Raw genomic sequence first — 20,006 nt, 5'->3', positions numbered from 1 at the left:
CAGCTAGTAATCAGCTTCGCTTTAGCCGGAAAATGGAATGACCGATCCAATGGGAAACAACGGCTATGATGGACAGTTGCACGAACTTCGGGTTCAGAGAAAAGCAACTGGGGGTTCCACTCCAAGCGAACGAGCTACGCGCCCAGAGGGTTTACCACGGAAAAATTCGTCCAGGGCGGGGTGGATATATGTCGCTGTTTCCCTCCTCGTTGTCGTTCCAGTCGTAACGGTTGCGGTCGTTACAGTGGCCTGGCTTAACTTTCGGTCCGGCACAACTGCTCCGACCTATTCTGCCAGCGGTGGAGCTTGGTCCGAGCTGCCGACTACTGCCACGCGTTACATTGAGCCGGCGCTCGGGGGGCGCGACATCAAGTTACGCGAGGACTTCAATGAAAGAAGCGGCTGGCCTTTGGAAGGCGCGGTGCTCACTAGCGCAGGATACCCGTTAATAATCGCGCGCAAAGAAGCGCCGGCGTGCGCCAATCCATATCAGGTCAAAGAGGCGCTTGATGCGCTCCGCTCAGCCGATCGTCGCTGGCTGAACGCAATGCCAGGCTGCGAGCTTATAGCTACGGGCACTGTGGCAGAATGGATAACAACTCCATACAAGGGGCTGGAGATCATCACTATGCGCCTGGCCCTTCCGGACGGCTCACGCAAAACCCTATATGCTCCGTCGAACAACCCCGAAGTAGGAATTGAGGCCTGGTTTGGTCATCGTTATTACCAGTAGGCAATGATCCAAGAGACGCCATCTAACTCGCCATAATCCTTACTTATCGGCACTCAATATTGCTCAGCTCATGTTAACGGGATGTGAGGGCATTTTCCTGACAGTACAGCAGCGAGGATCTCTTACCCTTCGGTGCACGGCGTTCATGACTGGTCAGGTTGATACACAAAAACTGGAGGAGCTGATTTCTACTGGCTCTGCCTCTGGCGGTTCAGAGCTTGCGAACTACCAGCTTTTTGTAATCGGGCTGTGTGAGGCGCTGGGGCTCCCTCGCCCTCAGATGGCGCAAGAGCAGAACAATCTGAATGATTATGTTTTTGAACGTCGCGTTGACTTCAAGCATGCCGATGGGACCAGGACAGCGGGTAGGATAGATTGCTACAAGCGAAACTGCTTCATTCTTGAAGCCAAGCAATCCGGCAAACGCACGGCCGTAAAAGTAACTCCTGAGCAGATGCTCCTGATCCCTGAAGATGCTGCTCAACGCAAGCTGGGTCAAGCTAAACGAGGGACACGAAGCTGGGATCATGTGATGCTTGCTGCTAGGAAGCAGGCGGAAGACTATGCGCGGGCGCTTCCGGTTGAGCACGGCTACCCGCCCTTCCTGCTCGTAGTCGATGTCGGTCATGTGATAGAGGTCTATGCGGATTTCTCGGGGCAGGGGAAGAACTATGCGCATTTCCCTGACAGACAGAGCTACCGAATAGGTTCGGATGATTTGCGCGACCCTAAAGTTCAGGCTCGACTTAAAGCGATCTGGGACAATCCATCGTTGCTAGACCCGACCCGGATTTCGGCAGAAGTGACGAAGGATATCGCTGAGCGGCTTGCCAAAATCGCTAAGCGCCTGGAGGGAAGATACGACGCAAAGGACGTGGCAGAGTTCTTGATGAGGTGTCTGTTCACGATGTTTGCCGAGGATGTAGAGCTTATTCCTGAGAAAGGGTTCCACAAGCTCCTCGGCAAAATGAAGGATACACCTGAGAATTTTGTTCCTGCGCTGGAAAGTCTCTGGGAAGCCATGGATCTTGGCCACTACGCGCCGAACCTAAATGCGGTAATGAGAAGGTTCAATGGCGGATTGTTTAAAAAACGGGCCGCGCTCCCGCTCGATCGTGAGGACATTGTCGAGTTGTGGGTTGCGGCCGGGAAAAACTGGTCACAGGTAGAGCCTGCGATATTCGGCACCCTCCTTGAAAGGGCGCTTAATCCGCGCGAGAGGTCAAAACTTGGTGCCCACTATACCCCTCGGACGTATGTCGAACGTCTCGTTATACCAACCATCATTGAGCCGTTGCGCGCGGATTGGGAACTAGTACAGGGACAGGTAAAGGAGCTGCGAGACAAAGGGGATAATGTTGGGGCTCTTGCGGCAGCCAAAGCGTATCATCACAAGCTTTGTACCACTCGAGTGCTTGATCCTGCGTGTGGAACTGGCAACTTCCTCTACGTCAGCCTCGAGTTGATGAAGCGCCTCGAAGGTGAGGTTCTAGAGGCATTAGATGATCTTGGTGAGGATCAGCGTCGTTTTGCGATGGAAGGAGAGACTGTTAGTCCGCGGCAGTTCTATGGCCTAGAACTAAACCCACGAGCCGTGCCCATTGCAGACCTCGTCCTGTGGATTGGTTATCTGAAATGGCAGCTTCGAACGTCAGGCCTTACCTCGATAACAGATCCCGTCCTTCATGCATACGGAACAATAGTACAGCAGGATGCTGTAATTGCCTATCAGGCCCGCGAAGTCGATCGAGATGGATCAGGTGAACCCATAAGGATCTGGGACGGAACCAGCCACGTGTCCTCGCCGGTTACAGGGCAGCTTGTTCCTGATCAAACAGCGAGAATGGAAACTTACAGATATCGCAATCCTACATCGGCGGCCTGGCCAGAGGTTGAGTTCATAGTCGGCAACCCTCCTTTCATCGGCAACAAACTTCTACGCCGCCGTCTAGGCAATGGCTATGTAGATGCTCTTTATGCGGCATATGCTGATATGCCGAACTCTTATGACTTTGTGACGTATTGGTGGGCCAAAGCTGCAAATCTGCTGCAAGAGGGAGCAATCAGACGATTTGGCTTCGTGACGACGAAGACGATAGCGCAGGTTTCCAATAGGAAGGTTTTAAAAGATCTAACGGCCTCAGGAAAATTTGGCATCCTCTTCGCAGTGCCCAATCATCCCTGGTTCAATGACGCCGACACGGCGGCGGTTCGAGTGGCATTCACAGTGGCTGGCGCTGCTGGACCACCAAGCGTGCTGAGCTTGGTAAAATCAGAAAAGCGGAACAAGCGCGGGGAGGCTCCTAGTGTGGACTTGGAAACGCGCACTGGGACAATCAATTCAGATCTGACCACCGGTATCGATGCAACGGATGCTAAGGAACTGCTAGCTAACTCTCAGCTGTCGTTCCAGGGATGCAAGCTTGGTCACGACAATTTCCAAATTGCGGAGGCTCACAGCCTGCTACGTACTTATCGTGGAGAGCTTCCAGTACTGAGAAAGTATATTGGCGGCGACCAGATCAAGGATGGTGCGGAACCGAACTACGTGATCGACTTTTTCGGACTGTCGGAGAGTGCAGCTCGCGAGACAGCACCCGCAGCCTATCAACATTTGCTTGATCATGTGAAGCCACATAAGGACGAGGTAAGACGCGCTTCTCATCGAAATCGATGGTGGTTGTTTGGGGAGCCGAGGCCCGAACTACGGGATGCGCTTCAAGGGCAGACGAGGTATTTGGCGACTGTCGAGGTCTCAAAGCACCGATACTTTGTGCCGGTTACATGGCCTGACGTGCTTGTGGACGGCTCGGTAATTGCAATTGCCCTAGGCGAGCCTGCGAACTCTGCTGTTCTGCATTCACGCCTCCATTGTGTTTGGGCTTTGCGTTTAGGAGGACGAATGGGAGCCGGCAACGATCCTCGGTATCAGAACTCTTTGGTTTTCGATCGCTTCCCTTTTCCCCTGTCCGTTGACCCCAAGCTTATGCCTTCTCATCCTCTTTTCGCGCAGCGAGAGCGGCTTCGTGAGCTTGGTGAGGGCTTACATGCGTTCCGTCGGCAGCGGCTTGCAGAGCATCCCTTTTTGACCATGACGAGCATGTATAACGTCTTGGAACGCATACGTGAGCTTGATAACGGATGCGATGTGCCTCCGCTGACAGACGTCGAACGAGATTTACATCAGGCAGGTCTTATTTCGGTGCTGAAGGATATTCACGACAACATTGATCGCGCTGTACTCAGCGCCTATGGTTGCGAGGACCTGATACCAGAGCTTGTCGGCAAGCCAGGTGCGACTGTGCCGTCGCCGCATAAGGAAGAGACGCAGGAACAAGCAGAACAGGAGTTGTTGACCCGCCTCGTCGCCCTCAATCGGGAACGCGCAGCGGAGGAAAAACGAGGCGTCGTTCGCTGGCTCAGACCCGATTATCAAATACCGAAGCTCGGGGGCAAAGCATCGTCGGACGACGAGCATGTCGGGATGCTGGATGTTCAACTGCCTAGCAATGGAGAGCGCCTTAGATGGCCCTCCGACGGACTTGAGCAGATAAGGCTGGTGCGCGATCTTCTAGCTAAGGCTCCCGCTCCGACGCCTCCGGACGCCATCGCTAGTGTATTCGATGGTAGGAATACAGAAAAACGTAAAGGCCGTGTCGCGGAGGTTCTCGAAACACTGGTCGCGACGGGCATGGCGCGGACCGGCGATGTTGAAGGCCAGCGGCGCTATTTTTTGCCGCGATGAAAAGTACGGTTTGGTTTCAGGAACTCTCAATGGTAATCCTCTCCTAGGCAGCCGATTTATGCCGATCTGCTTGAGGCATGATTAGAATGAACGAGTACAAGTTTCGGATAGCGAATAGCTTCACACCTGAAACGCTGCCAATGGACCGGCTCGCGGAATATATGGCTGCGTATGCGCGCTTGCTTGGTGAAACTAACAGTGTTCATTTCCAAGGTATCGAGACAGGTTCTGCGATTTTGGTCGCTGCGGTGGATGAGCCTGCGCAGCCGAAAGTGCGAGACAGGGTTAAGAGCCTTCGACGTGGGGAAGCTGCCGGCGATGCCTTAAAAGCATTCGACGCTCTTGATGAGATGCTGCGTAGGGATAACGCAACCGGTGAGCTGAGTACGAACGATGGCGGTATTATTCTGCCGTTTCCCGGCCGCACCCGACCGGACCCGCTGCTCTTTGGCCCGATACGGCAGGAAGGTAGCTTTGAAGGGCAAGTGATCCGCGTCGGTGGTAAGGATGAAACTATCCCGGTTCACCTACGCGATGGTGCCGTCATTCACAGCGGCCTCAACGCAAAACCTGATCTCGCACGTAAAATCGCCCAGCATTTGCTCGGCTCAACTTTGCGTGTTTACGGCAGCGGGACGTGGTATCGTGAGCCCAATGGTAGCTGGGTTTTAAAGAGCTTCAAGATTACTGACTTCGAAGTTTTGGACGACGACCCGCTGGAAGACGTGGTATCTTCGTTGCGCAAGATCAAAGGAAGCACCTGGGGTGAGGTTCCCGATCCTGTTCGCGCACTCCTTGAGGATCGTCACGGTGGCGGGGACGCAAATTGATCGTTGCCTTCGACGCCAATATCCTAGTTTATCTCTTTGATGAAAATGCCAACGCGCCGACCAGCAAGGCAACTGGCCAGCAGGTAGAACGTTGCCGGGAGCGCGTCGAGTATCTGATTGCAATGCTCCAACGTGAAAAGGCGAAGATCATCATACCCACTCCCTCACTGGCAGAAAGCCTTGTCAGGGCTCAGGATGGAGCGCCAGAGCGGTTGTCAGTTATCAAGAGAAGCCGACATTTCCGGATCTCGGCCTTCGACGAACGTGCCGCTGTGGAGTATGCCGCGATGCAAATTGAGCGGCAGCGGACCGGGAAGAAATTCGAGGCAATATCAAGAGCAAAGGCAAAGTTCGACGATCAAATAATGGCAATAGCCGCTGTCGAAGGGGCTGCAATCATCTATTCGGACGACGGAGACATCAAAAAAGCCGCAGCCTTAAAATTCGACGTGCTAGGCATTGAAGACTTGCCGTTGCCCCCTGAGAGTAGCCAGACGTCTTTCAATTTTCGCGGAGATCTAGCTGAGGAATGGGATCAAGAGGAAAACGATTAGTTTTCGATCCCGCCTGGAACCTGAAGCTTCTGCAAGGCGCTGTTAACGCACGATTGGTGGGCTGATGGGGACATTTGTTGGCCGTTGCATGTCGTCCAGAAGTGATTTCTTCTCTGAACACAGCCTTAGCTGGACCTTTGTGGCTGAACAACGCCTTATACCGAAAAGTAGAAGATCTGATCCGAACTCATGACGAAGAAGCCACAATCTTCTTGAAAAGGTCGACCGCTGTTTTCAGCCAAGCCATGCCGGGAACCTTCTCATAAATAGCTGCGAGGTTCGTTGCATATCCTAGGATCAGCGTTCCAAAAGAGATCGATACTGCGCTTGAAGCAACTTTGGCAACTTTTGCGAGGCTCTGTGACGTGAACTCATCTGTGAACTTGCTAACATGGGCGAATATACGAATGAACAAGTTCTCCAGCGTGCGCACAAGAGCGAAAGAAACCCGTTTGGTGGCCGTTGCGGGATCAGATACCGCCTCACTGATTGCTCTTAGCGTTCGTGGAACTTCGGGATCAACCTTAGCGGGGATGGCTTCGAACTGGGCGGCAATCTCATTTGCAGCCTGCTGTGAATACTGAATGTCCTCTGCACTCAATTCTACTTCTGAAGCGTTCTCGGCATAGCGTAGCCATTCAGGAAATTGAGCGACATACATTGCTATGTTCGCGCACTGCGCCCTTAGCTTGCCCACTAAAAGGCCTGGAAGCTCAGGTTCGAACTCCTTCCGTTGTTCCTCACAGGCGATATTCAGTATGCCTAACCGGATGATATCCTGTGCGCTCTCTAGCTGCTCTTGGACGGCCACCACATCATCGAGGAACCGCCGGTCACAGTTCGAACGCTGCAACTCCTCAATGATCTTTCTACCGCTCTGGATCAACATTGACCGAGCCTGAAAAACGTTTTGGCTGTCCTCAATGCTTGCTTCTGCGCGATGATGGGTGAGGACTAGCCTTTCGTTCTTGATATCGAAGTGGACCGGCGAGACCTTCTGGTTTGGTACGACGTCACTAAGAAGCGGGAGGTTCCCTTGGATGAACTCGAATTTCTGTTCATCCTGCTCGATTAATTCATTCGGGATGCTTTCCAGAACAACTTTCATTTGTTCTGCTAACGTAAGCCAGCTGTGTTGCTCGTGACCTACTACGGTGCGCCCTTCGACATCTAAAATGTCCCTCTCGATCAGCCTACCGCCGATGTCTGGTTCTATCAACGCAATGAAGCTATCGATCTCTATATCTAGAAGGTCAATTTCTAATTCAGTGAAGTAGGAAGACCGAGTGCTTCTGTTACGTATAATCGTTCGGATTTTGTCGAGGGCAGCAGACAGACGCATTTTTTGCTGCAGGGGTATCTCGAAGGAACGCCGATCTAAGTCTGCACGAAATGTCCGCACGAGAGCGTGAAGTTCCGCGCGTACTTGGGAGGCTGTGAACGGCATGGGGACCCCGGTGCGTCTGAAAACGAAACAGTTTCGTTTTCTACTTCTTGGCGACGATCTTTAGCAGCGCTGCAACCTGATCCTCAAGATCTGTGACACGCTTTTCAAGAGGCTGGCTCCGCTGGTAAGCCAAACGAAATTCGGGCGTGTCGTGCCCGTGCTCCACGTCCCATCCCGTCTCCTGCACGACCGCTCCAGCGGCAATCGAAAACTCCAAACGCGAGACGATTTCGGCGTTCATGGAGCGATGGCTTTTTGCTGCAAGCTCTTGAATTTGCTTTTTAAGCTCAACGGGGAGACGGATGCGGAGGGGCGGGTCTTCTCTGGTCATGACGCACTATGGTCCACGGTGGGCTTGACCGCAAGCAGGTTTCTTCCTAACTCTGTTGTGGTCCACGGTGGGCAAAACGTGAGGCGTAGGAGCTTAAAATGGATAACACGTCTGCATTCAACATCCGAGTACCCGAACCCTTGAAGCAGCAGCTCGTCGCACGGGCAAAGGAGAACGGACGAAGCCTAAATATGGAGATCGTTCAGATCCTCAAGACCGCTGAGCCGGTGGCGATTGAGCCGGAAGCTGATGCACCCGGGCCGAAGAAGCGTGGCCGACCGAAGAAGGAGAAGACGATGACGAAGGCGGAGATGCAGGCGCGATGGCGCGCGAAGAAGAAGCTTGCGCAGCAGACAAAGCAGCAAGTCGCCGCGTAACCATAGAGGAACACTGACATGGCGCTTAAATTGAAAATGCCCGCCAAGCTCATCCCGGCAACGCACATCTCATACTATGACCTAGATGCTGAGATTGCGGATATCACCCTTGCGGCCACCGACCGCATCCACCAGCGCCTACTCAGCGCTAAGATGGACATCGTGGAAATCGGCAAAGACCTGATGACGGTAAAGGAGCGGCTGGCCCACGGCATGTTTGAATGCTGGGTGGATCGCGAGTTCCAGTTCGGGAAGAAGACGGCTGAGAATTATATGAAAGCCGCGCGTCTCGCCTCTGAAACCTCCCCCGAAGTTATCGAGCTTTTGCCGCAGAAGGTTGTCTATGAGCTTGCTGCGAAGAGCACTCCGGTTGCACTCAAGAACGCGATCCTGACACAGGTGGAGGCGACGGGCACACCGCCAGAGACTGCCGATGTCCTAAAGCTCATTGCGGATGCCAAAAAGGCAAAGACCAAAAAGGCGAAGGCTATCAATGTCGTGACGTCCACTCCTGACACGCCCGCGATGGCAGCAGCGAAGATGCTCAAGAAGGCGTTGGGCAGCCATTACGGCAGTTTCCGCGCACTCATGCTTGAGGAAGGCCCACCTGCATTCTGGATGGCACTGGATGAACTGGAGGCCGAACATGGCACTCATTGATCAGCCGCAGGAGGAGCAGTTTGACGGGAAGGAGGCGGCGAAGCGTCTCGGTATCAGCGTTAAGACGCTCATGCGGCACGTGAAGGATGGAGCAATCCGCTACATCAACATCGGTACCAAAGAGCGCAAACGGCTACGCTTCACCCCGTACATCCTCAAGCAGTTCCAGCACAAGCAGCAGAAGCGCGAGAAACCACAATGCCAGTCTACAAGCCCGCAAGCTCCCCTTATTACTATTCCGAATTCCAGCTCCAAGGTCATCGCGTTCACAAGTCTACAAAAGCCAAAACCAAAAAAGAAGCCGAGCTGATCGAACGGCAGTGGAAGGCCCAGATCGAGGAGGACGTGAAACGGGCCCGGATCACCGGGAATGCTCCCATCACCCTCGACGTGGCAGCTGGTCACTTCTGGAGCGACAAGGGACAGTACCACGTCAACAGCGATACCACGTGGACCGATATTCAGAGGCTGATAAGTCATCTTGGTAAAGACAAACGGCTTGATCAACTGACGGACGCTGACGTGGCAGCACTTGTGACTAGACGCCGAAGCGAGACACGCAAGGGCATGAAGGTGACGAAGGACGGGGACCCTGTGCCGACCCTATCGAATGCCACCGTCAACCGATCCTGCACGATCCTCCTCAAAGCAATTTTCAACCACGCTATGACGCTGGGGAACTACTTGCCGAAACCACCGCAGTGGAAGAAGCACATGCTCAAGGAGCCGAAGGAGAGGGTGAGGGAACTCGACACACATGAGGCAGTCGCCTTGGATCGGTCCGTCCGGGACGATTATGCGCTGTGGTTTGAGTTCGCCCGCATGACGGGTCTGAGGCGGCAGGAAACTTTAATCCGGTGGAGCGATGTCAACTGCTTCGCCAAGCGGATTACCACCAAGGGGAAGCAGGGCAAGGATGTGCATATACCCATCACCCCGGTCGTGGCCGCGATCTTAAAGCGATGCGAGGGGCACCACCCTATCTATGTCTTCACGTACATATGCAGGCGTAATCTGCTCGGGTCCTCGCAGGTGAAGGGGCTAAGGTACCCGATCACACCGGAGGGCGCTAAGACGCAGTGGCGACGGCTACGGCAAAGGGCAGGGGTCAAGAACTTCCGCTTCCATGACATCCGCCACGATGTCGGGACCAAGCTTCTGAGGCAGACGGGAAACCTCAAGATTGTGCAGAGGGCCTTGAACCACTCCGATATCAAGACCACCACGAAGTATGCCCACGTGCATGACCATGAAGTGGCGGAAGCTCTTACCAAGCTGCAAAATGCCACGACTATGCCCACGACTGAACAGAAGGCGTCCGCTTAGATGTTGCAATCAATTTCATTTTCGGCGCACGGCCCACGCTCTGGGGGTCAAGGGGTCGTCGGTTCAAATCCGGCCGCCCCGACCAAAAAATCCCTGAATTGCAGGGAGTTCATCGTTCTCTCCCCCAACGACCCTCTGGTCGAGAAGAGAATGCAGCTTTGCCTGCCGTGATAGACAATCCGTTCAGCTGAAGTCATTCACTACCTATATGGCACACGCATCGCATGAAGCGCGTTGAGCTCTTATGGCACAGCGCCATCGGGAAGCGTTGAAATCTCGTAGAGGGCTCTAGTAAGCAGCAGCAGGATTGCCCAGGGCGGCCAGCGCTTCCTGCGCGGCGCGCACTCCGCTTTGAAAGGCTCCGTGGGCCGTTGAAAAATCGGTTCTGTGGGTTGCTTCACCAGCGAAGAAGATCCGGTCTTCCAGCGGCTGCCCCAGGATCAGACGTGCTTCCGCCTGTCCCGGCAGGGCATGGCTGTATCCGCCGCCGATCGATGCCGTGCGCGTCCAGTCAGAGGCGATCAGGGGACGAAGCTGGCTGCGGACCGAATGCCCGAAGAGGCCGGTCAGTTCATCGATCGCCCGTGCGAAAGCCGCATCCGATCCTTCGGCAGCGGCATTTCTGGCGCCCGCCCCACCCAAAAAGCACTCGATGACCGAGCGGCCGAAGGGACGGATGTAATAGCTTCCCGTTGCCGGATCATGCGGATCGCCGACGACATGCGTTTCAGGCTCGAACGGGCTCGGGCCGATGATTTCCAGAAACAGCTTCTCGTTATTGCCGAGCGGCAGGTCGCTTGCTGCCTGCCGCCACGGGTCGAGCGCGGAAGGCCACCTGATTGTTTCCCCCGCCAGCACATTGGTTGATACGGAAATGATGACGGCACGCGGGCGAAGCACGCCATGCTGGGTTTCTAGAACGACGCGTTGTTGGTCGAGCGACAGCGCCTGCAGCGGCATGTTCAGATGAAGTTGCACATCCGTCGGCAGGCTGGCGGCAATCAGCGTTCCATAGCCGGCCGGCAGGCGCCAATTGTCCTCGGTCGAGGCCTCGTGATAAGCGGCATAGTCCCTGGCGGAAATGCGTTCCAGTTCGTCGCCGCTGATATACCCGCTCAGCGCCTGCAGATAGGCTGTCCAGGGACTGTCGGGCTCCGTGGCTTCGGATGCCCGGTCGCTGGCGGGCGGTATTATGGCAAGCCGTTTGCTCCACCGGTCGAAGGCGGACCAGGCTTCCGACTGGTCTGCCTTGGCAAAACCGAGATTGCGGAACTGCCTGCCCCAGGCAGAAGGGCCACGGTTGATCTCGTAGCCGGCCTGTTCGGCCAGCCGGGTCCAGGGATTGCGTCCGCCGGAATGAAGCCAGCCGCAGCCGAGATCCATCGGCCCAACGGGGCTCTGATGGGTCCAACTCCGTCCGCCCGGCCTTTGCAGGGCCTCCAGCATCACGACCGAAAGATTATTGGCTGAAAGCTGCCGAGCAGCGGCTATGCCGGCGGCGCCGGCGCCGATAATGGCGATGTCGGGTTCTGAATCATTCATGGCATGAAGATACCGTCAGGCTCTGCCCATCATCTAGCAGCGTTAGCAGATGGTGCAAGGGCAAGTGCGCATTGCGGCCACGAGGCGTTTGCCGCCGAGGCCCGAAGGTCCTCCCAAATAAGAAAAGGCCCCACTGTGGAGCAGGGCCTTTCGCTGTCAGAATAAACGAAATTACAATTCCGGGCAACCACGGCGGTTGGCGAAGCTGATGCGGTCTGGCCCACGCCGGGTCATGCCTTCCACGGTAACGCTCCGGTCGGTGACTCGCACCACTTCCGGACGACGGAAGCCTGCGTCGCGAGCGGCTTCGCGTGCTTCGCCCGGGCTGCAGCCACGACCGCGGTCACGATCCCGATCGCGGTCACGAATTACCGGACGCACGCCATCTGGCCCGAGCCTAAGTTCGACGTCCTGGGCAGAAGCAACCGAAGCTGAGGCACCGAATGCGCCAACAGTCATGGCCAGTGCAAGCCCAACTTTCGAGATATTCTTCAACATCAAATCCTCCTTGGGCGCCTGCCGATTGACGGCGACGCAATTGATAGACGCCGGATCAACTCCATAAAGGCTTCGATGGTTCCTGCCGAAGAAGTCTCGCAGCGTAAAATTTTATTTATACAAGCTCAGATATTTAGGCGGTCAGACTAAGGTCCAGAGACTTTAGCCCAACGCCCGGCAATACTATCGGAAGCGCGGCGCCCGGCTGGCATTCATCAGTAATTCCTGCTCCGACGCGAAGGAACCGAGCAGCTTGACCAGTCTTGCTTCTTCCTCCTCGTCAAGCCGATAACGCTTGGCGAATTCGTTGACACTCCAGACCTTACGCAGGCCCTTGTTTTCCAGTTCATCCAAGTTGAGATGCGATGACATTGGTTCCCCTTTCCGAGACGGCTGCCGCATGGACGCCTGTGCGTCGTCGGCTTAATTCTGTTCTACTTTGACGCCGTCTTGGCCGATGCTGAGTTCAACGCCTTTCGGCTTCGACTCTTCACGATAAACGTAGAAGCCGAGGCCTATGACAGCCACGAGCAAAGCACCTATGATAAGATAGAGATTGTTGGTTCGTGCCACGCATATACCCCCTTGCACACGATTTGCGCAAACAAACGTGGTGGGGCTCAAAGGGTTCCGGCGTGACCCAAATATTTCAGCCGTCGTTGGCGGAGTTGAGGTTTTGCGGTCGAAGCCCCTCATCATGGGAGACTTGTCGCAACCGAACGCCTATCCCTGCGGCCGGATCGCCGTCACCGGCAGCGACGAAGATGATCCCCTTGGACTCCAGGATCACCCGCAACCGTTCAGTAACCCCTGGCTCGCCGTGCACGGTGGCGGTTTCTGCCCGATCGATGGCGTCAACAGAAAGGCCGGAAGCCGCGGCAAGTTCATCTCTGGTAATACCGGCCAGCGCACGCGCTGCATGAAGTTGGGATGCTGTAATCATGGGGATGATCTGGCGCGCTGCTGAACGAAGTCAAGCTTGGCTGGCATACCGCGGCACGCCTTGCCGCAAGGAGCGCTGGTGGCGGTGCTCGAGCGCCAGGCAGCCCCACAGCATTCCCAGAAGCAGGTAGAAATGCCGCCAATGGTCAGTGTCGATGACGTTGCCGATAATGGCATGACCGAGGATCATCACCCAGGCGATCATCAGGTAGGGCTGCCATGGCCTTTCCCGTAGCAGGTAGCGGAAGCCGAACCACAGGCTGGACCAGATCATGATCTGATAGGTGATCGCGCCGAGCCAGCCATAGGTCGTCAGCGTCTTCAGCCAGATATTGTGCTCGTCCTCGCCGAAGATCTTGCCGAAGGCCATGGGTCCAAGGCCAAGCGGCCGCTCCATAGCCATCAGGAAACCGATCTTGTGGCGTTCGAAACGGCCGAGGCGAGCCCCGTCATAGTCCTGCACCAGCTTGGCGCGGTTCATGAACAGGTCGGAAACCTGCGGAAACTGCAGGGCGATGGCGAGGATCAGAACCAGGAAGGCCGCCGCGCCGATGGAGATCGCCAGGATCTTGAAGCGGAAGGCCGTCGTGCGCTCCTTGAGAAGCATCACAACCACCAGCCCCATGCCGCCGAATATCAGAAGACCCCAGGCAGCGCGGGAAAAGGATAGAAAGATGCCGAGGGCGAGGATCAGGATGCCGGCGATCAGAAGAGGGGCCTTGAGGAGCGGGGCCGTCAGCATGCGGTAAAGCAGATAAAGCAGCGGCGCGACGAGATAGGGACCGAAGACGTTCGGATCCTGGAAGGCGCCCATGGCGCGGTTATAGCGGGTAAAGACATGCGAACCGGGGAAGGCGTTGAAATATCCCAGAATGCCGAGCAGCGCCGTGATGATCGCTGCCGCAATCCAGGCCTTGAAGATCAGCTTCAGCCGGCGGTGGTCGTTTTCAACGATCGCCGCATAGAAAACCGCAGTGAGCGCAAGAAAGGTCGAGACGGCGAAATACATCGGCGCTTCGCTCATGTCCTTCATGACGAACATGGACAGCAGGCCGCTCATGTTGAACAGGAGCAGCATGACCATCAGCAGCGCTGTTGTGCGCGACAGGGTAAGACCGAAGGTGAACCAGAGGGCGATCTGGATCACCATCATCAGTTCGTAAGGGGCGGGCTCGGAAATCACGAAGCCGGACAAAAAGACCCCGAACGCGATCATGCCGGTGGCGGCGAGGCGGAACAGAGCCAGCGTCGTGTCGAATTGCCGAACCTGATCGTGGCCGATGACGCTCAATAGGCATTGTCCGTATTGAGGAGCCGGATCGGCGTCAGGAACAGGATCTTGAGATCGAAAAGCAGCGACCAGTTCTCGATATAGTCGAGATCATAGGCGGTGCGGGCGCGGATCTTCTGATCCGAATCCAGTTCGCCGCGCAAGCCGTTGATCTGCGCCCAGCCGGTGACGCCGGGCTTGACGCGGTGGCGTGCGAAATAGCTGTCGACCACATCCACATATTTCCGCTCGCCCGTTTGGGCGCTGATGGCATGCGGGCGGGGACCGACCAGCGAAAGCTCGCCGCGCAGGACGTTGAAGAGCTGCGGCAATTCGTCGATCGAGGATTTGCGCAGGAAGCGGCCGACCGGCGTCACGCGCGGATCGCCCTTGGTCACCGCCTTGACGGCGGTCTGGTCGCTCATCTCCGTATACATGGAGCGGAATTTCAGGACCTGGACCACTTCGTTGTTGAAGCCATGCCGCTTCTGGCGAAACAGAGCCGGCCCCTTGGAGGTGGCTTTGACGGCGATCGCTGTCGCCAGCATGACCGGCCAGAGCAACACGATGAAAATCACGGAAAACACGAGGTCGAAAATCCGCTTGGCAACGGAGTCCCAGTCGCGGATCGGCTTGTCGAAGATATCGAACATCGGAACCGCGCCGACATGCGAATAGGAGCGCGGACGAAAGCGCAGGCGGTTGGCATGGGCTGCAAGACGTATGTCGACCGGCAGCACCCAAAGCTTGCGCAGAAGCTGCAGGATGCGCTGTTCGGCCGTCGCCGGAAGCGCGATGATCAGCATGTCGATACGGGCAAGCCGGGCAAACTCCACCAGCTCGGCGAATGTGCCGAGCTTTGGATAACCGGCCACCACAGTTGGCGAGCGGTCGGAATTACGGTCGTCGAAAATGCCGCAAATGCGGATATCGTTGTCCGGTTGCTGCTCGAGTTGGCGGACCAAGTATTTGGCCGGTTCGCCGCCGCCGACGATGACGGCACGCCGTTCCATGACGCCGTTGCGGGCCCAGTGCCGGATGCCGAAGGCGGTCAGATGACGCTCAACGAAAAGGAAAGCCGCGCCGGCCGCATACCAGGTGGCAAGGCCGCCGAGCGGGTAAAGCTCGGCTTCCGCCATGTAAACACCCCCGACGGTCAGTGCCAGACCGATCGTCCAGGCGGTCATCACCCGCTTGACCGTCCGCCGCGCCGCCCGCAAGGCGGGAATCTGATAGGTGTCGACGAGTTGCAGGAGAAGAACCGTCATGGCCGCACCGGCGGCGGTCATGACAAAGCGGGGCAGAAGCTCGCCCTGCTCGTTGGACGAGAAGAAGAAGCCCACCAGCAGCCCGATCGCCAGCAGGGATATGAGTTCGAACAGGCGGAACTGGCCGATCAGCAGGGTCGGCGAATAGCTGATGTCGCGGAACTGTTCGGCGATCTGTCGCGCAAAAGGGTTAAGTTCTGTACCGGCTTCGCTGGCTGGCTGGCCGGCACGGATCTCCGAGACCTTGCGGCGCAGGTCGTCTACATCGAACTCTTCGGGCTTTCTGAGCTCATTCATAGCTGGACCCTCGGCTTCCGCCCCGACGGGAAAGGAAGCAATATGATCCAGTAGCAAGAAGATGCTAAAGAAGCCTTTAGCGCTGATCGTTTTTCGCAGCCGCCGCCGTCAGATCCTGGTACAGGTTTAGCATGGAACTGCCCATGACGGAGGCAGAAAAGGTCGATTTCAGCACTTCGGCCCGAGGCATGACCTGATCTTGCCATTCCGGCGTCGTGATCGCCTCGACCATGATGCGGGCGAGGTCTTCTTGGCTTCCGGGAACGGCAAGGGCAAGGCTCGCATCTCCCAGAACCTCCGGTATGCCGCCCACACGCGATGCGATGACGGCCTTTCCGGCGGCGAGCGCTTCCAGAACGATGTAGGGCATGGCTTCCGCTCGCGACGGCACGACGACGGTCCTTGCCATGGCAAATGCCTGGCGGGCCGGCATGGCCGGCATCATCCGCAAACGGTCGCCGAGCCCTCGTTGGACAATCTCGGCCTGGTAGCGGTCACGGTCCGGGCCGTCGCCGACCATCAGCGCCGACAACCGCCGTCCAGCGGCCTGTTCGGCTCGAGCGAAGGCCTCGATGAAGATATCGGGACCCTTGAGGTCCCGCATCATGCCTATGTAGAGGAAATCCACCGCGTCCGGGGCAGGGGGAACGCTCTCGAATTCGGTGTCCTTGATGCCGTTGTAGATGACGCGTGAAACCGTCAGGGGTACGCCCACCTTGGCTTCGAACGTGCGCCTCTCATAGTCGCAGACAAAAACAACGGCATCCCCGAAGCGCTCCTGAAGGCGCTCCAGCCGAAAGACCGCTTGCCCGGAAATGCTTGCTCTGTCGAAATGCAGGCTGCCTCCATGCGGCGAATAAAGGCGGGAAACGCGATACCTGTTAACCCGCAGCACTGAGCCGATCAGCCTGGCAACGGCGCCGCCCTTGGCGCCATGTCCGTGCAGAATATCCGGCTGCAAACTTTTGATATGCTTGTAGCTCCTGTAGAGAGCCGTGAGATCAGCCGGGCTGATCGAGCGGCTCATCGGAAACCTCGTGAGACCCAGCGAAAGCTGCGGCCTGATCTGGTCGAAAAGCCTGTTCTCGTGTTCTCCCCCGGTCGAGCTGTCGCACAATATGCCCACATCATGCCCCGCCGCCCTGTGTTCCTCCACGAGGTCGCGCACGTGGCGGAAGATTCCGCCGACGGGAGACCGGAAGCAATGCAGGATGCGCAGGGGGGAGCTATGCGGCATGCGGCGTCAGAAGAGCCGTTCGCGGACGTAGATCGTGTCGCCTGCCAGAACCGGTGCCGAGATCGTCGTGCGCCCGGTGATGACGCGGTCGTTGATCTTGCGGGTCACGTCGACGTCGCGCTGGTTGCCCCGGGAGGTAAAGCCGCCGGCAATGGCGATGGCGTTCTGTGCGGTCATGCCCGGCACGTAGGAATACTGGCCGGGACGTCCGACTTCGCCCATCACGAAGACGGGCCGGTAGCGGTCCACCTCGATCGTGACATCCGGGTCGCGCAGATAGCCCTGCTTGAGGCGCGAGGCGATGGCTGCTTCGAGCGCCGGCATGGTCTGGCCGCGGGCTGCTACCTGGCCGATCAGTGGGAAGGCGATGTATCCGGCCTGGTCCACGGTATAGCTGTTGGTCAATCCGGGCTGTTCAAAGACGCTGATGCGAAGCCGGTCGCCGGCGTCGAGGCGATAAGGCTGCGTCGCGGCTGCCTGAAAACCCTTCGGGGCAGGCGCATAAGAGGTGCAACCGCCAAGCGCCATTACGGCGCTTACCAAGGCGAGCGTCAGCGCATGTTGAGTTCGGGCGAAGGCCATTTCGCGTCAGGCTCCGGCTGTTCATTCCAATGCAGCCGTTATCCATCTGTTAGGGTTAATGTCCGGTAAAGGAGGGCAGCCAAAGACGCGAATTCACACCTGCGGCGTCATTAACCGCCGAGTTACCATAAGCCTTTACCATCGGCAGCGATCGATCAGTGGAGCGCGTCATGTCGAGCGTAAATAGCGGCCATCAAGATGTGGATATTGACCTGAGGCAGGTGGCTGGTGCCGTGTGGCAGCGGAGGACCAGGATCCTCCTGGTTGGCGTTGCGGCTGCCGCGCTCGCCTTTGTCGGCGCCAGCGTGATCAAGCCCAGCTACAAGGGCGAGGCGAGGCTGCTCATCGAATCCCGGTCGCCCAACTTGTCGGGCGCGGAAGGTGCTCCCTCATCCAATGATCCCGTGCTGGACACGCTGAACGTCACCAGCCAAGCGCAGTTGCTGCAGTCTTCCGACCTGATCAAGCGGGTGGCGCGCGAACTGAACCTTGCCAAGATCAAGGAATTCGATCCCGCGGCGCAATCCTTCCTTCCCGATCCGCTCGTCATGATCGGCCTCAAGCAGGATCCGCTCAAACTCGATCCGGAAGACAGGGTGATTCAGGAATTCCGCGACAAGCTGCAGGTCTATGCGGTCGAGAATTCTCGCGTCATCGCCATCGAATTCTCCTCGCATGATCCGAAGCTGGCAGCCGACATCCCCAACAAGATGGCGCAGATCTACCTTCAGATCCAGAGCGGCGCCAAGCTCGATACCCATTCCGAAACCGCCAAATGGCTGGAGCCGGAAATCGCCAACCTCACCCAGAAGGTCCGCGAGGCAGAACGGAAGGTAGCGGAATATCGCTCTTCCAACGGCCTCTTCCAGTCGACCGAGAACAACAGTTTCTCGACCCAGCAGTTGAACGACATATCCACCGAACTTGCCCGCGTGCGGGCGGAGCGGGCAAATGCCGAAGCGCGGGCCGAGAACGTGCGCTCTGCGCTGAAGGCCGGCCGCCAGTCCGACACCCTGGCCGACGTCGTCGGTTCGCAGGTGATCCAGCGCATGAAGGAGGCGGAAGCCAATCTGCAGGCGCAGATCAACGATCAGTCGACCGCATTGCTCGAAGGTCATCCGCGCCTCAAGGGCCTGCGTGCGCAGCTGAACGGCATCCGCCAGCAAATCGACAGCGAAACCAAGAAGATCCTTGCCAGCCTCGACAATGAGGCAGAAGTCTCGCGGCTGCGCGAGCGCCAGCTGATGGGTCAGCTCGGCGGCCTGAAGGCCGATTCAGCCAGAACAGGCGAAGAAGAGGTGGGCCTGCGGGCGCTGGAACGCGAGGCGGCAGCGCAGCGGCAGCTGCTCGAAACCTATCTGGCCCGTTACCGCGAGGCAAGTTCGCGGCTGGACAGCAATTCCAGCCCCGCCGATGCGCGCATCGTGTCGGGCGCCGTGGAACCGTCCGAACCCTATTTCCCGAAGATCATTCCGATCGTCATTGTCGTGACTTTGGCATCGATGATCATCAACTGCCTGATGATCATTATCGGAGAATTGTTCAGCGGCCGGGCCTTGCGGCCGATCGGCTTGCGCAGAAGCGAGGAGGACGGCGAAGTCGTGCTGGCGCCGGTTGCGGCCGCGCCTTTGGCCGTGCACCAGATGCAGGCGGAAGCGGTTCGCTTCAACCGGGTGGAAACCCCTCACGAGCCGCAAGCCGATGCGGTGTTGGAAACGCAGGCCAACCGGGCCGATGTGGTGCAGGCGGTCGGTGAAGACGCCGACGGTGCCTTCACGCTTGCTTCCGTCGCACATTATCTGCACCGCCGGGCTGTGCCTGTTGCGATCGCCGTGTCTCCGGCCGGTGACGATGGCTCCACTGCAACCGTGATGCTGGCGCGTGCCGTGGCCGAACAGGGCCGCACGGTAGTGCTGGTGGACATGACGGGAACGGCCTGCCCGACCCGGCTCATGGCCCACGACGGCAAGCTGCCGGGGATTACTGACCTGCTTTGCGGCGAGGCGGCGTTTGGCGAAGCCATCCATCGCGACCGGCTGTCGGATGTCCACATCGTTCCCCATGGTGCAGCCGAGCCGGAACGTGCCATGCGCGGTGCCGACCGTCTTGCCATGATCATCGATGCCCTGATCGACGCCTATGATCTCGTTCTGGTGGAATGCGGCCCGGCCGAGATCGGCACACTCAATCGCCTGACGCGCAACGAAGCCGCCGAAATCATCCTGTCGGTTCCACGCATCGGCGATGACGATCTGGCAAGGCTGGTGGTGGATTTCGAGGAGGCTGGCTATCGCAACCTTCTGATCATGACCGACACCGGCGATCAGGGAACACCGCAATCGGGCCGCCGACGGGCTGCCTGATCGC

19 protein-coding genes are annotated in these 20,006 nt (G+C 57.5%); 9 read left to right on the top strand and 10 right to left on the bottom strand.

Going from position 1 to position 20,006, the window contains the following annotated elements; all coding sequences use genetic code 11:
• The first annotated feature begins 37 nt into the window (after positions 1-37).
• From E2F50_RS08985 to E2F50_RS08970, 4 genes are all read left to right on the top strand, one after another.
• The gene (locus E2F50_RS08985; RefSeq protein ID WP_133315797.1) at positions 38-733 is read left to right on the top strand and encodes a hypothetical protein; all 696 of its coding nucleotides are present in this window, start codon (positions 38-40) and stop codon (positions 731-733) included.
• Positions 734-878: 145 nt separating this feature from the next.
• Positions 879-4,478 (top strand): class I SAM-dependent DNA methyltransferase, encoded by a 3,600-nt coding sequence (locus tag E2F50_RS08980; protein ID WP_245515346.1) that lies wholly within the window; start codon positions 879-881, stop codon positions 4,476-4,478.
• Positions 4,479-4,564: 86 nt separating this feature from the next.
• Positions 4,565-5,308, top strand: coding sequence for a hypothetical protein (locus E2F50_RS08975; protein WP_133315796.1), 744 nt, complete (start codon positions 4,565-4,567; stop codon positions 5,306-5,308).
• Positions 5,305-5,862, top strand: a complete 558-nt coding sequence (locus E2F50_RS08970) for a PIN domain-containing protein (RefSeq protein ID WP_133315795.1) — start codon at positions 5,305-5,307, stop codon at positions 5,860-5,862. The genes E2F50_RS08975 and E2F50_RS08970 overlap by 4 nt, the downstream gene beginning before the upstream one ends.
• Before the next feature lie 187 nt (positions 5,863-6,049).
• Here E2F50_RS08970 and E2F50_RS08965 read toward each other — a convergent pair whose 3' ends face one another.
• Complete coding sequence (locus tag E2F50_RS08965; RefSeq protein ID WP_133315794.1) at positions 6,050-7,309, bottom strand: hypothetical protein; 1,260 nt, start codon at positions 7,307-7,309, stop codon at positions 6,050-6,052.
• 40 nt (positions 7,310-7,349) lie between these two features.
• Positions 7,350-7,640 (bottom strand): Arc family DNA-binding protein, encoded by a 291-nt coding sequence (locus E2F50_RS08960; RefSeq protein WP_133315793.1) that lies wholly within the window; start codon positions 7,638-7,640, stop codon positions 7,350-7,352.
• A 98-nt stretch (positions 7,641-7,738) separates the two neighbouring features.
• On the opposite strand from E2F50_RS08960, the gene E2F50_RS08955 reads away from it, so the two are divergent.
• The 4 genes from E2F50_RS08955 to E2F50_RS08945 are packed head-to-tail and all read left to right on the top strand — an operon-like array spanning position 7,739 to position 10,003.
• Positions 7,739-8,017, top strand: coding sequence for an Arc family DNA-binding protein (locus E2F50_RS08955; protein WP_133315792.1), 279 nt, complete (start codon positions 7,739-7,741; stop codon positions 8,015-8,017).
• An 18-nt stretch (positions 8,018-8,035) separates the two neighbouring features.
• Complete coding sequence (locus E2F50_RS08950) at positions 8,036-8,677, top strand: DUF3102 domain-containing protein (protein ID WP_133315791.1); 642 nt, start codon at positions 8,036-8,038, stop codon at positions 8,675-8,677.
• Entirely contained in the window at positions 8,664-8,987 is a 324-nt protein-coding gene (locus E2F50_RS22915; RefSeq protein ID WP_161974061.1) for a helix-turn-helix domain-containing protein, read from the top strand. The genes E2F50_RS08950 and E2F50_RS22915 overlap by 14 nt, the downstream gene beginning before the upstream one ends.
• Positions 8,876-10,003 carry a tyrosine-type recombinase/integrase gene (locus E2F50_RS08945; RefSeq protein ID WP_133315790.1) on the top strand — a complete coding sequence of 376 codons (1,128 nt, stop codon included), beginning with the start codon at positions 8,876-8,878 and terminating at the stop codon, positions 10,001-10,003. The genes E2F50_RS22915 and E2F50_RS08945 overlap by 112 nt, the downstream gene beginning before the upstream one ends.
• A 288-nt stretch (positions 10,004-10,291) precedes the next feature.
• Here E2F50_RS08945 and E2F50_RS08940 read toward each other — a convergent pair whose 3' ends face one another.
• From E2F50_RS08940 to E2F50_RS08905, 8 genes are all read right to left on the bottom strand, one after another.
• On the bottom strand, positions 10,292-11,545 hold the full coding sequence (locus E2F50_RS08940; protein ID WP_133315789.1) for a flavin monoamine oxidase family protein: 1,254 nt from the start codon (positions 11,543-11,545) through the stop codon (positions 10,292-10,294).
• Positions 11,546-11,716: 171 nt separating this feature from the next.
• A complete protein-coding gene (locus E2F50_RS08935; protein WP_133315788.1) occupies positions 11,717-12,043 on the bottom strand; it encodes a hypothetical protein in 327 nt (108 codons plus the stop codon).
• A 183-nt stretch (positions 12,044-12,226) separates the two neighbouring features.
• Entirely contained in the window at positions 12,227-12,415 is a 189-nt protein-coding gene (locus tag E2F50_RS08930; RefSeq protein ID WP_133315787.1) for a hypothetical protein, read from the bottom strand.
• Positions 12,416-12,692: 277 nt separating this feature from the next.
• Positions 12,693-12,986, bottom strand: a complete 294-nt coding sequence (locus E2F50_RS08925) for a helix-turn-helix domain-containing protein (protein WP_133315786.1) — start codon at positions 12,984-12,986, stop codon at positions 12,693-12,695.
• Between the two features lie 30 nt (positions 12,987-13,016).
• Positions 13,017-14,276 (bottom strand): O-antigen ligase family protein, encoded by a 1,260-nt coding sequence (locus tag E2F50_RS08920; RefSeq protein WP_133315785.1) that lies wholly within the window; start codon positions 14,274-14,276, stop codon positions 13,017-13,019.
• Entirely contained in the window at positions 14,273-15,820 is a 1,548-nt protein-coding gene (locus E2F50_RS08915) for an undecaprenyl-phosphate glucose phosphotransferase (RefSeq protein WP_133315784.1), read from the bottom strand. The genes E2F50_RS08920 and E2F50_RS08915 overlap by 4 nt, the downstream gene beginning before the upstream one ends.
• Positions 15,821-15,896: 76 nt before the next feature.
• Entirely contained in the window at positions 15,897-17,057 is a 1,161-nt protein-coding gene (locus E2F50_RS08910; protein ID WP_133315783.1) for a glycosyltransferase family 4 protein, read from the bottom strand.
• A 6-nt stretch (positions 17,058-17,063) separates the two neighbouring features.
• On the bottom strand, positions 17,064-17,639 hold the full coding sequence (locus E2F50_RS08905) for a polysaccharide biosynthesis/export family protein (RefSeq protein WP_133315782.1): 576 nt from the start codon (positions 17,637-17,639) through the stop codon (positions 17,064-17,066).
• 170 nt (positions 17,640-17,809) lie between these two features.
• Between E2F50_RS08905 and E2F50_RS08900 the strand changes: the two genes are divergently transcribed.
• Positions 17,810-20,002: a GumC family protein gene (locus E2F50_RS08900; RefSeq protein WP_133315781.1), complete on the top strand. Its 2,193-nt coding sequence runs from the start codon at positions 17,810-17,812 to the stop codon at positions 20,000-20,002.
• The last annotated feature ends 4 nt before the right edge of the window (positions 20,003-20,006 follow it).

Source organism: Rhizobium deserti (genome assembly GCF_004358025.1).
Taxonomy (GTDB): Bacteria; Pseudomonadota; Alphaproteobacteria; order Rhizobiales; family Rhizobiaceae; genus Neorhizobium; species Neorhizobium deserti.
The sequence above is the reverse complement of the archived record's forward strand: the minus strand, read 5'-3'. Positions and strand labels throughout refer to the sequence as shown.

What these genes read in the sequence shown, in the direction of transcription:
- E2F50_RS08985 (WP_133315797.1), top strand. Translation starts at nt 38, where the DNA reads ATGACCGATCCAATGGGAAACAACGGCTATGATGGACAGTTGCACGAA.
- E2F50_RS08980 (WP_245515346.1), top strand. Translation starts at nt 879, where the DNA reads ATGACTGGTCAGGTTGATACACAAAAACTGGAGGAGCTGATTTCTACT.
- E2F50_RS08975 (WP_133315796.1), top strand. Translation starts at nt 4,565, where the DNA reads ATGAACGAGTACAAGTTTCGGATAGCGAATAGCTTCACACCTGAAACG.
- E2F50_RS08965 (WP_133315794.1), bottom strand. Translation starts at nt 7,309, where the DNA reads ATGCCGTTCACAGCCTCCCAAGTACGCGCGGAACTTCACGCTCTCGTG.
- E2F50_RS08960 (WP_133315793.1), bottom strand. Translation starts at nt 7,640, where the DNA reads ATGACCAGAGAAGACCCGCCCCTCCGCATCCGTCTCCCCGTTGAGCTT.
- E2F50_RS08955 (WP_133315792.1), top strand. Translation starts at nt 7,739, where the DNA reads ATGGATAACACGTCTGCATTCAACATCCGAGTACCCGAACCCTTGAAG.
- E2F50_RS08950 (WP_133315791.1), top strand. Translation starts at nt 8,036, where the DNA reads ATGGCGCTTAAATTGAAAATGCCCGCCAAGCTCATCCCGGCAACGCAC.
- E2F50_RS22915 (WP_161974061.1), top strand. Translation starts at nt 8,664, where the DNA reads ATGGCACTCATTGATCAGCCGCAGGAGGAGCAGTTTGACGGGAAGGAG.
- E2F50_RS08945 (WP_133315790.1), top strand. Translation starts at nt 8,876, where the DNA reads ATGCCAGTCTACAAGCCCGCAAGCTCCCCTTATTACTATTCCGAATTC.
- E2F50_RS08940 (WP_133315789.1), bottom strand. Translation starts at nt 11,545, where the DNA reads ATGAATGATTCAGAACCCGACATCGCCATTATCGGCGCCGGCGCCGCC.
- E2F50_RS08935 (WP_133315788.1), bottom strand. Translation starts at nt 12,043, where the DNA reads ATGTTGAAGAATATCTCGAAAGTTGGGCTTGCACTGGCCATGACTGTT.
- E2F50_RS08930 (WP_133315787.1), bottom strand. Translation starts at nt 12,415, where the DNA reads ATGTCATCGCATCTCAACTTGGATGAACTGGAAAACAAGGGCCTGCGT.
- E2F50_RS08925 (WP_133315786.1), bottom strand. Translation starts at nt 12,986, where the DNA reads ATGATTACAGCATCCCAACTTCATGCAGCGCGTGCGCTGGCCGGTATT.
- E2F50_RS08915 (WP_133315784.1), bottom strand. Translation starts at nt 15,820, where the DNA reads ATGAATGAGCTCAGAAAGCCCGAAGAGTTCGATGTAGACGACCTGCGC.
- E2F50_RS08910 (WP_133315783.1), bottom strand. Translation starts at nt 17,057, where the DNA reads ATGCCGCATAGCTCCCCCCTGCGCATCCTGCATTGCTTCCGGTCTCCC.
- E2F50_RS08905 (WP_133315782.1), bottom strand. Translation starts at nt 17,639, where the DNA reads ATGGCCTTCGCCCGAACTCAACATGCGCTGACGCTCGCCTTGGTAAGC.
- E2F50_RS08900 (WP_133315781.1), top strand. Translation starts at nt 17,810, where the DNA reads ATGTCGAGCGTAAATAGCGGCCATCAAGATGTGGATATTGACCTGAGG.